The organism is Saliniramus fredricksonii, from assembly GCF_900094735.1.
In the GTDB taxonomy this organism is placed as follows: domain Bacteria; phylum Pseudomonadota; class Alphaproteobacteria; order Rhizobiales; family Beijerinckiaceae; genus Saliniramus; species Saliniramus fredricksonii.
The window spans coordinates 948,364-963,885 of the sequence record NZ_FMBM01000001.1; the positions used below are offsets into that span (position 1 = coordinate 948,364).

General features: G+C 60.9%; 12 protein-coding genes and 3 pseudogenes. 5 read left to right on the forward strand and 10 right to left on the reverse strand.

Features of this window, described 5'->3' with window-relative positions:
• Positions 1-283: 283 nt before the first annotated feature.
• Positions 284-1,489: an IS256 family transposase gene (locus GA0071312_RS04295; protein WP_074444054.1), complete on the forward strand. Its 1,206-nt coding sequence runs from the start codon at positions 284-286 to the stop codon at positions 1,487-1,489.
• Positions 1,490-1,861: 372 nt separating this feature from the next.
• Here the strand turns inward: GA0071312_RS04295 and GA0071312_RS04300 are convergent.
• The 3 genes and pseudogenes from GA0071312_RS04300 to GA0071312_RS04310 form a co-directional block, all read right to left on the reverse strand.
• Positions 1,862-2,491: pseudogene (locus tag GA0071312_RS04300) on the reverse strand (transposase); the annotation flags it as partial.
• 264 nt (positions 2,492-2,755) lie between these two features.
• Positions 2,756-3,778 carry an IS110 family RNA-guided transposase gene (locus tag GA0071312_RS04305; RefSeq protein ID WP_074444170.1) on the reverse strand — a complete coding sequence of 341 codons (1,023 nt, stop codon included), beginning with the start codon at positions 3,776-3,778 and terminating at the stop codon, positions 2,756-2,758.
• An 84-nt stretch (positions 3,779-3,862) separates the two neighbouring features.
• Positions 3,863-4,567 (reverse strand): annotated as a pseudogene (locus GA0071312_RS04310) (IS1380 family transposase); the annotation flags it as partial.
• A 108-nt stretch (positions 4,568-4,675) separates the two neighbouring features.
• Between GA0071312_RS04310 and GA0071312_RS04315 the strand changes: the two are divergent.
• Positions 4,676-5,050: pseudogene (locus GA0071312_RS04315) on the forward strand (ATP-binding protein); the annotation flags it as partial.
• Positions 5,051-5,388: 338 nt separating this feature from the next.
• Here GA0071312_RS04315 and GA0071312_RS04320 read toward each other — a convergent pair.
• From GA0071312_RS04320 to GA0071312_RS04330, 3 genes are all read right to left on the reverse strand, one after another.
• A complete protein-coding gene (locus tag GA0071312_RS04320) occupies positions 5,389-6,423 on the reverse strand; it encodes an MraY family glycosyltransferase (RefSeq protein ID WP_074443739.1) in 1,035 nt (344 codons plus the stop codon).
• Between the two features lie 173 nt (positions 6,424-6,596).
• Positions 6,597-7,856, reverse strand: a complete 1,260-nt coding sequence (locus tag GA0071312_RS04325; RefSeq protein ID WP_083204298.1) for an O-antigen ligase family protein — start codon at positions 7,854-7,856, stop codon at positions 6,597-6,599.
• A 114-nt stretch (positions 7,857-7,970) separates the two neighbouring features.
• The gene (locus GA0071312_RS04330; protein WP_165603946.1) at positions 7,971-9,122 is read right to left on the reverse strand and encodes a glycosyltransferase family 4 protein; all 1,152 of its coding nucleotides are present in this window, start codon (positions 9,120-9,122) and stop codon (positions 7,971-7,973) included.
• Positions 9,123-9,335: 213 nt separating this feature from the next.
• On the opposite strand from GA0071312_RS04330, the gene GA0071312_RS04335 reads away from it, so the two are divergent.
• The 3 genes from GA0071312_RS04335 (at position 9,336) to GA0071312_RS04345 (ending at position 12,064) form a co-directional block, all read left to right on the forward strand.
• Positions 9,336-10,616 carry a nucleotide sugar dehydrogenase gene (locus tag GA0071312_RS04335; protein ID WP_074443742.1) on the forward strand — a complete coding sequence of 427 codons (1,281 nt, stop codon included), beginning with the start codon at positions 9,336-9,338 and terminating at the stop codon, positions 10,614-10,616.
• Between the two features lie 66 nt (positions 10,617-10,682).
• The gene (locus tag GA0071312_RS04340) at positions 10,683-11,882 is read left to right on the forward strand and encodes an IS701 family transposase (RefSeq protein ID WP_074443743.1); all 1,200 of its coding nucleotides are present in this window, start codon (positions 10,683-10,685) and stop codon (positions 11,880-11,882) included.
• Positions 11,879-12,064, forward strand: coding sequence for a hypothetical protein (locus GA0071312_RS04345; RefSeq protein ID WP_074443744.1), 186 nt, complete (start codon positions 11,879-11,881; stop codon positions 12,062-12,064). Before GA0071312_RS04340 ends, GA0071312_RS04345 begins: the two co-directional genes overlap by 4 nt.
• Positions 12,065-12,108: 44 nt before the next feature.
• On the opposite strand, the gene GA0071312_RS04350 is transcribed toward GA0071312_RS04345, so the two are convergent.
• The 4 genes from GA0071312_RS04350 to GA0071312_RS04365 form a co-directional block, all read right to left on the reverse strand.
• Positions 12,109-12,735, reverse strand: coding sequence for a sulfotransferase domain-containing protein (locus tag GA0071312_RS04350; RefSeq protein ID WP_074443745.1), 627 nt, complete (start codon positions 12,733-12,735; stop codon positions 12,109-12,111).
• A 199-nt stretch (positions 12,736-12,934) separates the two neighbouring features.
• Complete coding sequence (locus GA0071312_RS04355) at positions 12,935-13,720, reverse strand: sulfotransferase family protein (protein ID WP_074443746.1); 786 nt, start codon at positions 13,718-13,720, stop codon at positions 12,935-12,937.
• A gap of 81 nt (positions 13,721-13,801) precedes the next feature.
• Positions 13,802-14,638 (reverse strand): 3'(2'),5'-bisphosphate nucleotidase CysQ, encoded by an 837-nt coding sequence (cysQ, locus tag GA0071312_RS04360; RefSeq protein ID WP_074444217.1) that lies wholly within the window; start codon positions 14,636-14,638, stop codon positions 13,802-13,804.
• Positions 14,639-14,643: 5 nt separating this feature from the next.
• Positions 14,644-15,516 carry an SLC13 family permease gene (locus GA0071312_RS04365; protein WP_074443747.1) on the reverse strand — a complete coding sequence of 291 codons (873 nt, stop codon included), beginning with the start codon at positions 15,514-15,516 and terminating at the stop codon, positions 14,644-14,646.
• Between the last annotated feature and the right edge of the window lie 6 nt (positions 15,517-15,522).

Below are 15,522 nucleotides of genomic sequence, written 5' to 3' on the forward strand. Positions count from 1 at the left end.
AAGCGCGAAGGCGCCCCCTATCCCATTGAAAATTCATAATTATCGGAAATCAGGTGTTTAAGTTGGGTTAGGATGGAGGGTAATCGTCGTCTGGGAGTGCGAGTTGAGGTCCGCAAATCAGGTGGCTGGGGCTGTGCGCAGAGTCGCGGATGAAATTTGCCGGTAGCGTCCAAGGAGCTGGTGTAATTTCAGTGCCGTCAACGGTGTGATCCTGGGTGGCCATCGAGGTGTATGGTCGAGGTGGAGTTTGCTGACTTCAACCCCGGACCACATGGAGACCCCGATGACCAAGACGAACATGGACCTGTCCGAACTTCTGGCCAAGCACGATCAGGGAGACTTTCTGCGCAGCGTTGCCGAGGCCGTCCTGCAGCTGATCATGGAGGCGGATGTCGAAGGCCTGATCGGCGCTGGCAAGCACGAGCGCAGCGGCGAACGCACGACGTGGCGTAACGGGTATCGAGAGCGCGCTCTCGATACCCGTCTGGGCACGCTGAACCTGCGGGTTCCCAAGCTGCGTCAAGGCAGTTACTTCCCGGGCTTTCTCGAAGCGCGCAAGACCTCGGAACAGGCGCTGGTGGCCGTCATCCAGGAGGCGTGGATCAGTGGTGTCTCGACCCGTCGCGTCGATGAGCTGGTGCAGGCCATGGGGCTGAGCGGCATTTCGAAGAGCACGGTGTCGAAGCTGTGCAAGGACATCGACGAACGTGTCGGCGAGTTCCTGAACCGCCCGCTCACCGGCGAATGGCCCTATCTCTGGCTCGACGCCACCTATCTGAAGGTGCGCCAGGGCGGACGGATCGTACCAGTCGCCGCAATAATCGCCGTGGCCGCCAACACCGAGGGACGCCGTGAGATCATCGGCCTCGGTATCGGCCCGTCCGAGGCCGAGACATTCTGGACCGAGTTCCTTCGATCCCTGCGCGTTCGCGGCCTGGGGGGCGTCAGACTGGTCATCAGCGACGCGCATACAGGCCTCAAAGCCGCCATCGCCCGGGTCTTCGAAGCAACCTGGCAACGCTGTCGCGTCCACTGGATGCGCAACGCCCTGGCCCATGTCTCGCGTGGTCAGCATACTGTCGTCGCCGCTGCCATCCGACAGGCCTTCGATCAACCCGACCGCACCCATGCCGGCGAAACCTGGCGCAAGGTCGCAGAGCAACTGCGCCCGCGCTGGCCAAAACTGGCCGATCTCATGGATGCCAGCGAGCACGACGTGCTGGCCTACATGTCATTCCCGCGCCAGCATCGCACCAAACTGCACAGCACGAACCCAATTGAACGTCTGAACAAGGAGGTCAAGCGACGCGCCGACGTCGTCGGGATCTTCCCCAATGAAGCATCCATCATGCGTTTGATCGGCGCCGTGCTCTTCGAGCAGAATGACGAATGGCAGACATCAAGCCGCTACATGATGGTCGAGGCATTCGCACAGATCGACAAGGAAGAGATCGATCCCATCCTCAGCATAACCACAAAAGCCGCCTGATCATGACCTCAGGCCATCCAGAAAATTACACCAGCTTGACGGACGCGACCAATTTGCCCTGAACGATTCGTGGGAGCTCCGCCGGGAAACTAAGCCGTATCCATCTGAATGGCCCCTGAACCCCAGGCCTCGGCTAGGCGCGGGCTGCTCGCTGCTCCCACCAGTCCAATGGAAACGGTTCCAACATCCGTGCTAGCCGCCTTTATGCATCGCAGCCTGATCATGGGCGCGTGTCGCCGGGTGGTTGGATTTTTCGAGAAGCCGGCGCAGGGTGACCCGCCCCGCCGCTTTTCGGTGGTGGAGATGGTGTAAGGGGCGGGGTTTGCAGGTTGCGGTCGCGGGGTTCAAAAGGGGCGCCAACGTCCCCGGTGGCTACATGGCGAGACGTGGTATCCGGCTCAGCACGATGCGCAGGATCGCATGGTCGGGACATGATGTCGGCAGATGCAGGCAGATCCGCGTCTTCATTTCGACCACGCGGGCGGCGATCTTGATGAGGCGCACACGCAAGGTGTCGAACTGCGCCAGGCGCAAGGCCGCACGTTTCGGCATCGCCGCACGCAGCCCCCACATGAGCCAGTAGGCCCCCGCATGCAGGAACAGCCGGAACTGGTTTGCCGTCGCCTTGCTGCACGAGGTGCGGTCGGCGGCGAGATGGGTCTTCCAGGACTTGATGTGGTTCTCGGCCATGCCGCGACGGCAATAGACGCGCTCATACAAGGTCCTGGCGCGTCCACCCGGGAGATTGGTCACGATGAAGCGCGTGTCGCAACCCTGCGACCCGACCTCGACACGCGCGATGATCCGCTCGGTACGGCTCCAGCTCGCCGCCCCGTCATGGAATTCCTTGAAGCGTCTGACCTTGGTCTGTGTCTTTGCCCTCTCGAAGCGCCGGGTCGTGCTGGCCTCGACAGTTGCCACGCGTTTGCGCAGCGTGCTGGTGGTCGCCACGCCGAAGATGAAGGCAATGCCGTTCGCCCGGCACCAGTCGAGCACCTCGGGAGCGCATGTTTGGATGCCCCCTTTGATGCAAGGATTTTTTTGCCTGTCTGAGCGCGTGATCGGGTGCGGTCATGTTTCAGGCCTCACAAGTGCGGCTTTCGCACGCCGCGGGCCGGGATGGTGATACGCGGATCAGGTACCAAATCAATAGGGCGAGCTCGAGGCTCGTTGCACTCCACTGGTTTACCCGACCCGGATCTGATCGATCATTTGCCCATTCAGGTCATTGCCCTCCTCACATCCCCGAGGCTCCGACAGCCGCGTTCAGCAGATCGCGCCGGTCGGATCCCTGTAATCAGTCTCGCCGGCGAGCATGGCCCAGATCATACGCGCCATTTTGTTCGCCAGTGCGATGGCGACCAGTTTGCGTGGTTTGCGTGCGAGCATGCGCGATAACCACGATCCCGGTCGGCCACCGTGCCGGCCCCTCCAATGCACGACAGACATGGCGCCGATGATCAGCAGGCGTCGAATATCGCGCTGACCCATCTTGGAAGTGCGACCAAGCTTTTGCTTGCCACCGGAGGAGTGCTGTCGTGGAACGAGGCCAAGCCACGCCGCAAAATCGCGCCCACGGCGGAATTCCCGCATCTCCGGTGCAAAGGATGCGATCGCCAGGGCGCAGACCGGGCCGATTCCCGGCATCGTCTGCAGCCGGCGTGCTGTGCTGTTTTCCCTGGCTGCAGTTGCGATCCGCTTATCGAGCTTGTCGATCTCGTCGCTGATTTGAGCAATCTGATCGAGGTAAAGCCGCCCGAGATCGCGAACCAGGTCCGGAAGCGTGTCCTGATCGAGGCAGGCAGCAAAGCGAGCGATATTGCCAACGCCTTGACCGATTATGATGCCGTGCTCAGCAAGATGCCCGCGTAGGGCGTTCACCAGACGGGTTCGCTGGCCGACCAGCAGATCCCGGGTGCGGAACAACATTGCCCGTGCCTGTTGGTCCGCCGTCTTCACCGCCACGGTACGCATGGTCGGACGCTGCGCAGCTTCGGCCACGGCCTCAGCATCAGCGGCATCGTTCTTTTGCCGCTTGACGAATGGCTTCACGTAAATGGGCGGGATCAGCCGCACTTCATGACCCAGACGGGAGAGCTCACGACCCCAATAGTGCGCCGTTGCGCATGCCTCCATCGCCACCACACAAGGCGGCAGCGACGCCATGAACTTCGCAAACTGCGCCCGTGACAGCTTCTTGCGGAACAGCACCTGTCCATCGGCCGCTGCCCCATGAACCTGGAGAACCTGCTTTGCCAGGTCGACGCCAACGATGCTAATCTCACCCATGGATGCCTCCTCCTTCTGTGATGACTTCAGCATCACCATTTTGGCACATTGCGATGCCGTCGGGTGGGGGCATCCACTCCATCAATAGTGACTGTCACCCCTGATCAGGATCCGGGTATGGGGCCAGTGTTGGCGGATCGACCGGACGAGACGGCGCAGATGAGCACGGATCTCGCGGCCACGCGGGCGTTTGGCCGGGCGCAGGACAGCGGCAACGAAACGACCCTCGTCGTCGAACACCACGATCGGTTGAAAGCCGTATTCATCGTGATGCGCGTTGAACAGCCGCAATTGCTGCTCCCCGTGAACGGTATCGAAGGTGTCGTCGAAATCGAGCACGATCTGCGACGGCACTGTCCGGAACGAGCGGCAATACAGGCCGATCATGGCATGACCCATGGCCAGAAGCATGCGCCGATCGGGCAGGTTCTCCAGCCGGCAGAGCGTCGATTGGGAAGCCAGATCTTCATCGCAGGGAAGTCTGCCGCCTGCCATCTTGAAGAGGGGATCGGTCCGCAGGCGGGAGGCGTCATTGGCATCTTCATAGCCGGCTGCGATCATGCACATCCGGAAGCCGATCATCTCGTCGAGCCTGTGCGAGACCATCTCGGGCCGCCGCGGATCATCGATACATGCAGCCAGCGTCGCGGCAACACGCAAACGCTTTTCCACCTCCGCCAAAGCGATCAGGCCGCTATCCGATGACAGGCTGCCGCCGTCAAACCGGGCGACGATGGCCTTGCCATTCACGGGTGACAAACCCTCCAGCGGCAGCGTAGGATCATTCATGGCGGATGTGGCCTCCGTGAAACTGCAAGATTCGGCGTTAGCACCCAAATCTTACGCTATTTCAACGGCTTGCGCTACATCCGCCAGACCTCCGTGCATAATGCGGGCGAGCTCGTCAATGCCCTCGAACAGGAAAAGGCAAAGGGCAAGGCCGGTCAGATCGCCGAAAGCCTCACCCGCCTTGATCTCGTGATCCTCGACGAACTCGGCTACCTGCCGTTCAGCGCCTCCGGCGGCGCGATGCTCTTCCATCTCCTGAGCAAACTCCATGAGCGCACAAGCATCGTGATCATGACAAATCTCGGCTTCAGCGAATGGGCGACGGTCTTCCTCGACGCCAAAATGACGACCGCCCTGCTCGATCGCCTGACACACCGCTGCCACATCCTCGAAACCGGCAACGACAGCTTCCGCTTCAAAACAAGCTCAGCAGCCGCAGCCCGTAGCGGGAAGGAGCCGAACCATAACTTGACGCCCGTCTAACCCTCAGAACATAACCTTAAACCGGGTCAACTCTCGATGGAAATACCGGCTCACTTCTCGACGGAAATCAACATTCTGGGTCCTTCCCTTTCAGGGACACGGACTGGTTAGGTCGTCCGGGTTGGCTACTACCAGCCTCGTCGACCGCCTTCTCGTGTGGATACGCCGCACTATGCGACGTCTACAATCAATAAAGATAATCAATAAGACTGAATAATCAATAGTGAAAATTTACGGTGTGTGATTATGATAAATAATAACTTTAAATTTGACAGATGAATGCCTGCCAACGCTTTGAGCAGTGGTGGCCAGCTTCGTTGCGTGCAAAGTAATCTTGCTCATTTGTTCTCGCCCGTCGTCCATTGCGCCGTTGGCCGCGAAAACCGCATCAGCAATGCCATCACGATACCAAGCCCGAGCGCGATAGTGAGAACCTGCACTGCCGGATACGGCAAGATCAGTGTCACACTCGCGAGCGCGATCAGACCGAGATTGACGGCAAAAACATGACCGGCCACCTGCATCGCGGTGAAACCGTTATCAGTGGCGCGCTGGTAGAAATGGTTGCGATGGGCCTCGAAAAGGCGCTCACGGCGCAGCGCACGCCGGATCAGGGTGATCGTGGCATCAGCGCAGAAATACAAGGGCAGCAGGATGGCGGCAGCGACGTATCCATTCGTCGCCAGCAGGTAGAGCAACCAGGCCACCATCAACCCGATCGGCAGTGAGCCGACATCGCCCAGAAACAGCCTGGCGACCGGTTTGTTGAACAGCGCGAAACCGCACAGCGCCCCGCAGAGCGACGCTGCCAGCAGGGTGGCGAAAGGATCGAGGAAGCCGAGCCAGCCGAAAATCGCCAGCGCCGCGGTAACCGGCACCATCTCCGCGACCGTGATCCAGTCGAGGCCGTCCATGAAATTCACGAGGTTGACGAACCAGAGGCCCGCGAGCAGCGCGATCGCAAGGCCGAATGCTGCCGGCCAGTCTTGCGGAAACAGCCCCGCCTCGACGGGGGCGAAGCCTATGAGCAGCGCCACGCAGCCGGCCTGCAGGGCGAGGCGCGGGAGTGCAGCCATCGGGCGAATATCGTCCCAGGCCCCGGTCAGAGTGAGAAGGAGCGTTCCGGTCGCGAGCGAGAGCGCGGCGGGCATGCCTGGTGCCACATCGAGAAGGGACGCAGCCCCAAAAGTGGTCACCAGCACCCCCGCGACCACCGCGATGCCACCGCCCTGCGGCGTCGGGATGCGATGGCTCGATCGCGCATTCGGTCGTGCCAGGGCGTAGCGCTGCAAAAGCGGCATGCTCATCGCGATGATCGCCACGGCGAGGGCGAACGCGATCAGAAGGGCGCAGATGAGCAGGATGGTGAGCATGGTTATGGCGAAAGGTTTCAGATATCGGCAGTGGCGTGGTGTCGGTTCAACGCAGTATCGGCGCGCGTGCATAACACCGGCATGAGTGGTCGGCCAGCGGAAAGCCGCGATTCGCAGCAGCGCGCCTAAATCCGAGATGCGTTGAAGAACGCGGACCTCATGTCTGGCGGCAATCAGGCGGAGGCATCAACGGTCGGGCTTACCTTCGGCCTTATCGCCTCGGGCAGGTATGTGGCGATCGCCATCGCGTAAGCTGCTGCGATCAATCCGAGCAGCGCCCACCACCAGGCCTGCCAGGCTCCATGGCTGACGCAGGCGATCGCAAACGCGGCCACGACGGTCGTCATGGCATAGGGCAGCAGCGCCGGCGGCAGGACACGCATGGCGCGAAGCCCGAAATACAGGGCCGCCGCAGCCAGCGCCGCACCGACCATTCCGAGTTCCAGCCATATCTGCAAGGGAGCGTTATGCGTGTGGCCCCAATCCAGAAGGCCGCGCTGCATATCTGTCAGGTGTGCGGCTTCCGGGAGGCGGGCCAGGGCATGCGAGGCCTCGATCCCCCAGCCGAAATACGGTTTCTCCCAGATGAAGGGAAATGTTTCCCGCCAGATCTCACCGCGGATGGTCAGGCTGCCATAGCCGACCGCATCATGAATGCGACCGGGAACGAGAGCGTTGGCGACGGATGCGATCCAGGGCATCGACAAGGTGATGAGGGGCAGAACGATCATGCTGGCCCGGTGCAACAGATTCGGCGCAACCAGCGTGAGCGGCAGGATGAGCAGGAACAGGCCGAAGGCGAGCTTGGCGGAATAACTGGCTGACAGAAGCACGGCCAGAGCTGCCGCGATCCACAGCACCACAAGCAGAACCAATCGCCTTTCCATCAGGAGCAGCACCGTCGCCAAGGGAAGCAACAGCGTGATCGCGACCGCGGCCCGGTTGAGGCGCGAAGCCCGTGTCGAGAGGGAGAGCCCTTCACGCAAGGCGCCCGACAACCACATGTCCATCGCCACGATGATCGCTGCTATGCTCAGGATCAGAGCAAAGATGAATGCATTGAACCCGGGACGAAGCCGCAGGCTCGTTGTGATCGCGATCGCACCGAGGACGACCCCGCCCGCGAAATGCAGCGCATGGTTCGCTCCGCGCTCTGCCACAGGCGACCACATGAGCGACGACGCCATGAGCAATACGAGTCCCCCAAAGACAAGTCCGGCGGGAGTGCACAGCGTGGAGGCCAGATCAACAAGGACCGCACGAACGCTTCGCGCGCGATAGGCAGCGACCATGAGCAACACCGTCGCAATGACGAGGATAGTCGGCGGTACCTCGCGCGACGCGACCATCAGGATCGGGGTGAGCATAAGCAGGCCGGCAGAAGCTTGCAGCAGCATTCGATCTGACCGCCCAAAGTCGCCGGGAACATTCATTCTAGGTGTTTCCAATCGATTCGGGGGGCGCCCGAACTGGTCCGTTCACACGAAGGCTCTACCCGAGCCTGAAGGATGGAACAACGGTCTCATCCGCTTGAATGCCGAAGGCACTCAACCGCTCTCCACCCGTGAGAGAAGATTGCGATACAGTTGCATCGTCTCTTCGGCAATGATCGTTTCGGCAAATTCCGCCTCCACGCGCCGGCGGCCGGCTTTTCCCATGCGGGCCCGGGTCTCGGGATCTCGGGCGAGGCGTTCGAGGGCTCCGGCGAGTGCCCGGCTGTCACGGGGCGGCACCAGTAGCCCGTTCCCGCCATCATTGCAGACAGCACGACAGCCGGGCACGTCCGTGGTCACGATCGGACGCGCGCATGCGGCCGCTTCGAGCAGCGATTTCGGCAGGCCTTCGCGATAGGAGGGCAGTACCGCGATATGCGCCTGGGCGTATTCCCCGACGATATCGCGCGAGGGCCCTGCAACATCGACGATCCCCTCCTGTTTCCATGTCTCGAGCAGGGCCGGTGCGATGCTGGCCGGGTTTGCATCCGTTCCACCCACAAGCCGGATCCGGATCGCCACACCCTGCTCGCGCAGAATCCGCGCCGCATCGACGAGTTCTTCGATCCCCTTGTCGCGCAACATCCGCGAAACACAGACCGCGACCGGCTCGCCCTCCGGCTCCGGAACCGGCTTGAAAAGCGTGGCATCAACGCCGGAGCCGGGAATCAACGCAATCTTGCCCGCATCGATTCCTCTTTCGACGAACAGGGCAGCGTCATCGGCGTTCTGAACTATGAGAGCGCTGCCGGATCTGCGCATGCCGATGCGGATGACCGCTTCGAAGACCCTCCGAAGCAGACGCGCCTTCATGCCTTGTGCGATATACAGAAATCCCATGCCGGCCATTGCATTGACGACTACCGGGACGCGAGTCAGCGAGGCCGCGATCTGCCCCAGCAAAACCGGCTTTGCCGCGACATGATGAACGAGATCGGGCCGGAAACCACGGTAGCAGTCGATGATCGCACGCAATGTCGCGAAATCGCGTAGCGGGTTCAGGCCGGATCTGTCGAAGGGAATATGGACCGGCTCGAATCCCTCGGCCGCGATTCGCTCACGATCGGCATCGAGCCTCGTCGCGACGACGATACGAGCGCCGGCATCTTGTGCGGCCCGCGCCACTGGCAGGCGATGCGAGCAGAAATACCAGTCTTCCGAGACAAGGTAGACGAGTGTTCGTCCTGCAAGCTCAGCCTTCGCCAATTCCCGATCTCCCTGCATCCGCCGCACGATCAGGCTTTAGGTGAGTGTGGCGGACTGTGCAAGGCGTGCGTGACAATGCAAGGCGCGGCTGGCCGCCCTGGCCAAGCCGCGCGGCGATCGCCCGGATTGCCTTCCGGCGCCTGCCGCTGTACCGGAGCAGAAGCGGCTCCCGGCGAGAGCGGGCGCCGGACAGACGCGCACAGGAGAATCCGGATGCCGGACAAACGCAGGATTTCCGTCATCGGGCTCGGTTATGTCGGCCTTCCGGTCGCCGTCGCGTTTGCGCGGGCGGGTTTCGATGTCACCGGCTTCGACATCAATGCGGACCGGATCGCGGAATTGCGTGCGGGGCACGATCGCACGCGCGAGGTACCGGACGCGGAACTCGAAGCGAGCACGATCCGCTTTACCGGCGATGCCGATGATCTCGCGCGGGCGGATTTTCATATCGTGACCGTGCCGACGCCGATTACGCCGGGCAAGCAACCCGATCTGACGCCGCTCATGGCCGCGTCGCGGACGGTCGGCAAGATTTTAAAGAAAGGCGATATCGTCGTCTACGAATCGACCGTTTACCCGGGCGCAACAGAAGAAGACTGTATCCCTGTGCTCGAAAAGGAGAGCGGTCTCGCCGCAGATCGCGACTTCGGTATCGGCTACTCTCCGGAACGCATCAACCCCGGTGATCGCACACACCGGTTCGAGAGCATCACCAAGGTCGTTTCGGGCTCGACACCGATCGTCCTTGACATCGTAGCCCGCACATATGGTGCCGTAGTCGCGGCCGGTATCCATCAGGCACCATCGATCAAGGTGGCCGAGGCGGCGAAAGTGATCGAGAACACCCAGCGTGATCTCAACATCGCCCTGATGAACGAACTCGCGATGATCTTCGCGCGCATGGGCATCCGCAGCCGCGACGTCCTGGCGGCGGCGGCGACGAAATGGAATTTCATGCCGTTTTCTCCCGGCCTCGTGGGCGGCCACTGCATCGGTGTCGATCCGTATTATCTGACGGCGAAGGCCGAGGCGCTGGGTTTTCGCCCCGAAGTGATCCTGGCCGGGCGGCGCACGAATGACGGTATGGGCGCCTATATCGCGGGTGAGGTGGTCAAGGCGCTGGTACGCTCCGGGCGGATCGGCGAGGCACGCATCGGCATACTCGGCATCACTTTCAAGGAGAATGTCCCGGACTTGCGCAACAGCCGGGTGCCCGACATCATCCGCGCCCTGTCCGAATACGGTCTCACCACGATGATTCATGATCCCCTCGCCGAACCGGCTCAGGTCACGCGCGAATACGGCCTGACGCTTTGCAAACTTGAGAGACTCACTGAGATCGATGCCCTAATTGTCGCAGTCCCGCATAGGGTATACCGAGATATGGGCGCTCGCAAGTTGACAACACTACTGCGCGAGGGCGGCGTGATCTTCGATATTCGATCATGCCTCGATCCGGAAGAGATCGTAGGGCATGAATATCGGTGCTTGTGAGCCTAGTACTACAGTTGCGTATTCCTTTGCATTCTAATTCTGTGTCCGAATCATGGAGGTTCGGGCATGAGTATTTCGGACTGGTTGGGAACATCGGTGAACTGGGCAGCGGCGTTGGTGGCTTTCAAGCAAGCGCTGGCGCCGATTTTTCCGCGTGTGGAAACATGGCGATCGGCAGGGGCCTTCATTGATGGTGTGCTGTCCGGTGTCGAACGCAAGACGGGCTGGATGCTGGCGGAGCAGGCGGGTCTTGAGCGTCCCTACCGGATCCAGTCCCTTCTCGGTCGAAGCAGTTGGGACAGTGATCAGCTTTGCACCCTCATCCGCGATCAGGCAGTCGATGCGTTGGGGGACAACGGCGTTCTGGTCATCGATGAGACCGGTTTCGTGAAGAAGGGCGATCGCTCGGTCGGGGTGGCGCGTCAGTATTCCGGAACTGCCGGCCGGATCGAGAACTGCCAGATCGGCGTTTTCTGCGCCTATGCCAGCCGCTACGGCCAGACATTGATCGACCGGCGGCTGTATCTGCCGAAGGCTTGGGCGGAGGATATCGAGCGTCGTCGGCGTGTCGGGATTCCCGACGACATTGCCTTCTCCACGAAGCCGGCCATCGCCCGCGAGATGATCGCAAGCGCTCTCGATAGCGGCCTGCAATGCGCGTTCGTACTCGCCGATTCAGTTTATGGAAGCGATTACACGCTTCGCCGAATGCTGGAGGATCGCGGGCAGCCGTATGTTCTCGCGGTCCGATCCAACCAACACCTGCGCTTCCTGCAGGCCGACTGGGGCCTGATCCAGACAGATCCGGCAACGATTGCGGCGGAACTTCCCAAGAAAGCCTGGACGGCGCTCAGTGCGGGCGAAGGTGCCAAGGGCCCCCGTTTGTATCATTGGGCACGGGTCTCATTGGGCTGGGCCACGCCGGAGGGGTTCGAGAGGTGGCTTCTCATGCGCCGTAATCTGCGCAATCGCGATGAAATCGCCTACTACTTCGCTTTCGTCCGAGAGGGAACGAGCCTTGCCGACATGGCAGGCGCTGCCGGGTTGCGATGGACCATCGAGGAATGCTTCCTGCGTGCCAAGGACGATCTTGGCCTCGATCATTGCGAGGCCCGCTCCTGGCATGGTTGGCACCGACACATGGCCCTCGTCATGGCCGCAGCCCTGTTCCTCGCACAGATCGCCGCAGAACAACGAAAGACCGCCTACGCCACCGATGCTGAGAGCAAACGGGACAAAACGAGTCCGGACCGAACAGCCGCATGATCGGCGCCATTGCCGGGCTGATGTCCACCTCGGAAATCCGCCGCCTGATCGCACGCCTCATCCTGACCGAACCTATCGCCACCGCATTCATATGGGCATGGTCCCTCTGGCGAAGGCAGCATCAAAAACAGGCGGCCATCAGCCACAGGAAACGACGCAGGAAGAATAAAAAGCAACTGTAGTACTAGTTGTCAGTGCTTGCCAAGTTATTGGTATATGCCACGGTTTAGGTCGTACTCTGGACGCCCCCTTTGCCAAAACGCCCAATCACGGCATCACAGTACACGATATCCTCCGCACTCAACTCATCTCGATAGCCACCGACCTTGCCTTTTCGCACTTTGAAGCTGTTCGGATCGTCCGGATCGGTGGGGCGAAGGGCCTTGCCATATTTCGCGACATAGGCGCCACTGGCTTCGCGATCGCGCATTTTGTCGAACGTGTTGGCGGTCATGACTTCGGCGACTTCATCAGGGTCGCGGTCCTCACCGAGAAATCGCAATATCGCCTCAAGCACGTGAAAGGTGTTGGCATGGAGATCCTCGTATGAGACCGCTAGAATATTCGCGTCTTGGGAGGCATGCTCGAGCCAGAGGCGGTTGAACCGGCAGATTTTTTCGACACCATGAAGCGGATCTCGTAGAAACGACGAGATATCGCCGTCATAGCCATCACGCCGCTTCGCTTTTTGATAGTAGCCCGAAACGGCAGTGTCGCGCGGGTCGCGGTGGAGAAAGACAACCCGCTCGTAATCATCCGCAGTAGCAGTCGTGATCTGCTCAATTGGTTTCGGGCGCGCATGCCCGCTACCGGCATGAGTGTATTCCAGGCTAACGCCCAGATCATCAAGCATGACTCTCAACCAGGTCCGTCCAGATTTCGGAAACGAAATGCATGCATTCTTTTTGACGGACGACACCAGCTGTAAATCCTCTATTTGGCGCGATTCGGTCGGGATAGTAGGAGCTGCGCACCATCGTCCCGAAAGTGCTTCGAGGAATTGGCGTAACACCGTTCACCCACCTTCTTTGCTTCCGCACACACCCTCATCCTCACGAATACCCCAGCGCATCCATGATCGCTGCGCATTTCTCCTTGATCTCGGCGATTTCGCCTCTGCTCAGGGTCGCCCGGAAATCACCGATGCTCGCGGTGGAGGGAGGAACCTCCTCAAGTTCGCTGATCCACGTCTGCTTGTGCCGTGCACCGGCTTCCAGCCAGCGTAGCGCGCCGCCGTCATAATGCAACGGCAAATCCAGAGCCTTTCCGATGCGCGCGATCTCCGCGACGGGGCGGGCGACGATGTCCTCGTAACGCACTGCGCAGCCGCGCGGCGGCAGGCCGAAGCTGAGGAACTTTTCGTAGGAGGCGTTGATCTTGCCCGCGATGAAGTTGATATCGCGCCGCGCGTACTTATTGCGCTTGTCGGTTTCGCGCTTGCCGATCTTGATGAAGGATGCCGCGATGTCGCGCGGGTCGCGCACACACATCACGAGGGGCGCATCGGGCATAACCCGGGCGATGATGTCGAGCGTGGCGGCGAAGTTGGGATCCTTGAGGACGACATGCGCCGCATCGGGATAGCGCCGCTCCAGCCCGGCGAGATGCAGTGCGATGATCTCGCGCGTATAGGCGAAGAGCGCGTCATCCGTTTCGTAGAAGTAACGTGTCTTTTCCGGCTCCGACAGCGCCCGCCCGCAGGTCTGCACGAGCCCGTGGAGAATGTGCGATTCGGGCAGAAGCACCGCGCCCTCAAGGGCGTTGCACAAAAGCGTCTGAACGAGCGTCGTCCCAGAACGCTGCGGTCCGGCGACCAGAATGGGGTTCGCTTTCGGCATTCATTCACTCATTGCATCAAGATGGGGTCAGAACGACGCACGCTGGCCTTCCTGCACGACATTCATGCCGCATGCAAGAAGTCAATGGTTGTCACCGAAAGGAAAAACGGCGTTGCCGTAGGCAACGAAATAAGGGTTGGCAAAGTCTGTATCGTTGGGCTGACTCCATTTGCCGTAGCGCAGCGGCGCGCCATCCGTCAGCGTGATCCGCCCACCCCCCGCGGTGAGCACCGCGTGTCCGGCTGCGGTGTCCCATTCCATGGTACGGCCCATGCGGGGATAGACGTCAGCCTCGCCGGCGGCAATCAGGCAGAATTTCAAAGACGACCCCGCCGAGACGCGCGCAGCGATCGGGAAGCCCGCCAGGAACGCCTCTGTCTCGGGACTGGAGTGGGAGCGGCTCGCGACGGCGGTCAGCCCTTCCGCCGGCGGGGTGCGCACTGCAATGCTGCGCCATGCACCAAGCTTGCCGTTTTCGACCCGGGCTTCGCGCGCGCCGCTTTGGGCGATGCCAAGAAACATTCTTCCGATCGCGGGCGCATAGACCACACCAGCGACCGGTTCACCATCCTGGATCAATCCGATGTTGACCGTAAACTCACCATTGCGCGCGATGAACTCCTTGGTCCCGTCGAGCGGGTCGACCAGGAAAAAACGACGCCCGGTTTCGGGCACCATTCCCTCCGACACGGATTCCTCTGCGATGACGGGGATGTCAGGTGTTTGTTGCGCCAGCAAGGTGAGGATTGCCGCTTCTGCAGCTTCGTCAGCAGCGGTTACCGGGAAATAGTCTGGCTTTTCGCGCACCTCGATTGGCCCGTCATAAATCGGCATAATCGCGGCGCCGCCGGCAAGGGCTGCTTCAACAAGCACCTCGGCGATCGCATCAATGTCGGTCATGATGTTCGTTGTGTTCATGGCGGTCATCTCAGATAGAGGTGATTGATCATGATGATGCTCGTTGTCCCATAAGCCAGCAACACGATCAAACCCAGTCGCATAAAATCGGCGAGTGAATAGCCGCCGGGCGTCATGACCATGAGGTGGGTCTGGTAGCCGAAGGGCACGAGGAAGTTTGCGCTGGCGCCAAAGGCCACGATCATCACGAAGGCTTCCGGCGGTGCTCCGACGAGGCGGGCGACCTCAAGGCCAATGGGTAATGCCACGAGGGCAGCGCTGACATTCGACAGGACTTCGGTCAGTGCCCAGGTGGTGAGGAAGACGAGAGTCAGAGCAAGGGCAGGCGTGATCCCCGGTGTGACCTGGACGTTCGTATCAGCAACCCCCGTAGCGAGCCCGGATTGAGCGATCACCGTCCCCAGTGTCAGCGATCCCCACAGGATCACGACGAGTTCGAAGGGAAAATTGCGCTTCACGTCCCGCGAGGAGAGAAAGCCCCCCGCGATGGCAAAGACGATGAGCATCATGGCGGCGAGTGCGAAGGGAACGATGCCGCTGAAGGCAAGGACGAGAAACACGGCAAAACCAATACTCACGGTGATCGCCGCACTCAGGCCAAGGAAACGGGCCATTATTCGATGCAAACCCGTCTGTCCGCGTACGAAGAGCAGGCGTCTGAGCCAGTCCATGCGGGCAACGACGGCGGAGAAGAGAACGAGACATACCACGGCGACCAGGGCCGGTTCGGCGAGCAGTCCCAGCAATGCGGGAAACGGCATTGTCCCCAAGAGCGCAATCGCCAGAATGAAGCCGACGAAGGCCGCGACCGGTGACATTCGCCCGCTGATGAGCGCTGCGATCAGCAGGCAGACGAGAACGATCTCGATTATGGCCATGGCCGG

What these genes read in the sequence shown, in the direction of transcription:
- GA0071312_RS04295 (WP_074444054.1), top strand. Translation starts at nt 284, where the DNA reads ATGACCAAGACGAACATGGACCTGTCCGAACTTCTGGCCAAGCACGAT.
- GA0071312_RS04350 (WP_074443745.1), bottom strand. Translation starts at nt 12,735, where the DNA reads ATGCTTGATGATCTGGGCGTTAGCCTGGAATACACTCATGCCGGTAGC.
- GA0071312_RS04355 (WP_074443746.1), bottom strand. Translation starts at nt 13,720, where the DNA reads ATGCCGAAAGCGAACCCCATTCTGGTCGCCGGACCGCAGCGTTCTGGG.
- GA0071312_RS04325 (WP_083204298.1), bottom strand. Translation starts at nt 7,856, where the DNA reads ATGAATGTTCCCGGCGACTTTGGGCGGTCAGATCGAATGCTGCTGCAA.
- GA0071312_RS04365 (WP_074443747.1), bottom strand. Translation starts at nt 15,516, where the DNA reads ATGGCCATAATCGAGATCGTTCTCGTCTGCCTGCTGATCGCAGCGCTC.
- GA0071312_RS04305 (WP_074444170.1), bottom strand. Translation starts at nt 3,778, where the DNA reads ATGGGTGAGATTAGCATCGTTGGCGTCGACCTGGCAAAGCAGGTTCTC.
- GA0071312_RS04340 (WP_074443743.1), top strand. Translation starts at nt 10,683, where the DNA reads ATGAGTATTTCGGACTGGTTGGGAACATCGGTGAACTGGGCAGCGGCG.
- cysQ (WP_074444217.1), bottom strand. Translation starts at nt 14,638, where the DNA reads ATGAACACAACGAACATCATGACCGACATTGATGCGATCGCCGAGGTG.
- GA0071312_RS04335 (WP_074443742.1), top strand. Translation starts at nt 9,336, where the DNA reads ATGCCGGACAAACGCAGGATTTCCGTCATCGGGCTCGGTTATGTCGGC.
- GA0071312_RS04320 (WP_074443739.1), bottom strand. Translation starts at nt 6,423, where the DNA reads ATGCTCACCATCCTGCTCATCTGCGCCCTTCTGATCGCGTTCGCCCTC.
- GA0071312_RS04345 (WP_074443744.1), top strand. Translation starts at nt 11,879, where the DNA reads ATGATCGGCGCCATTGCCGGGCTGATGTCCACCTCGGAAATCCGCCGC.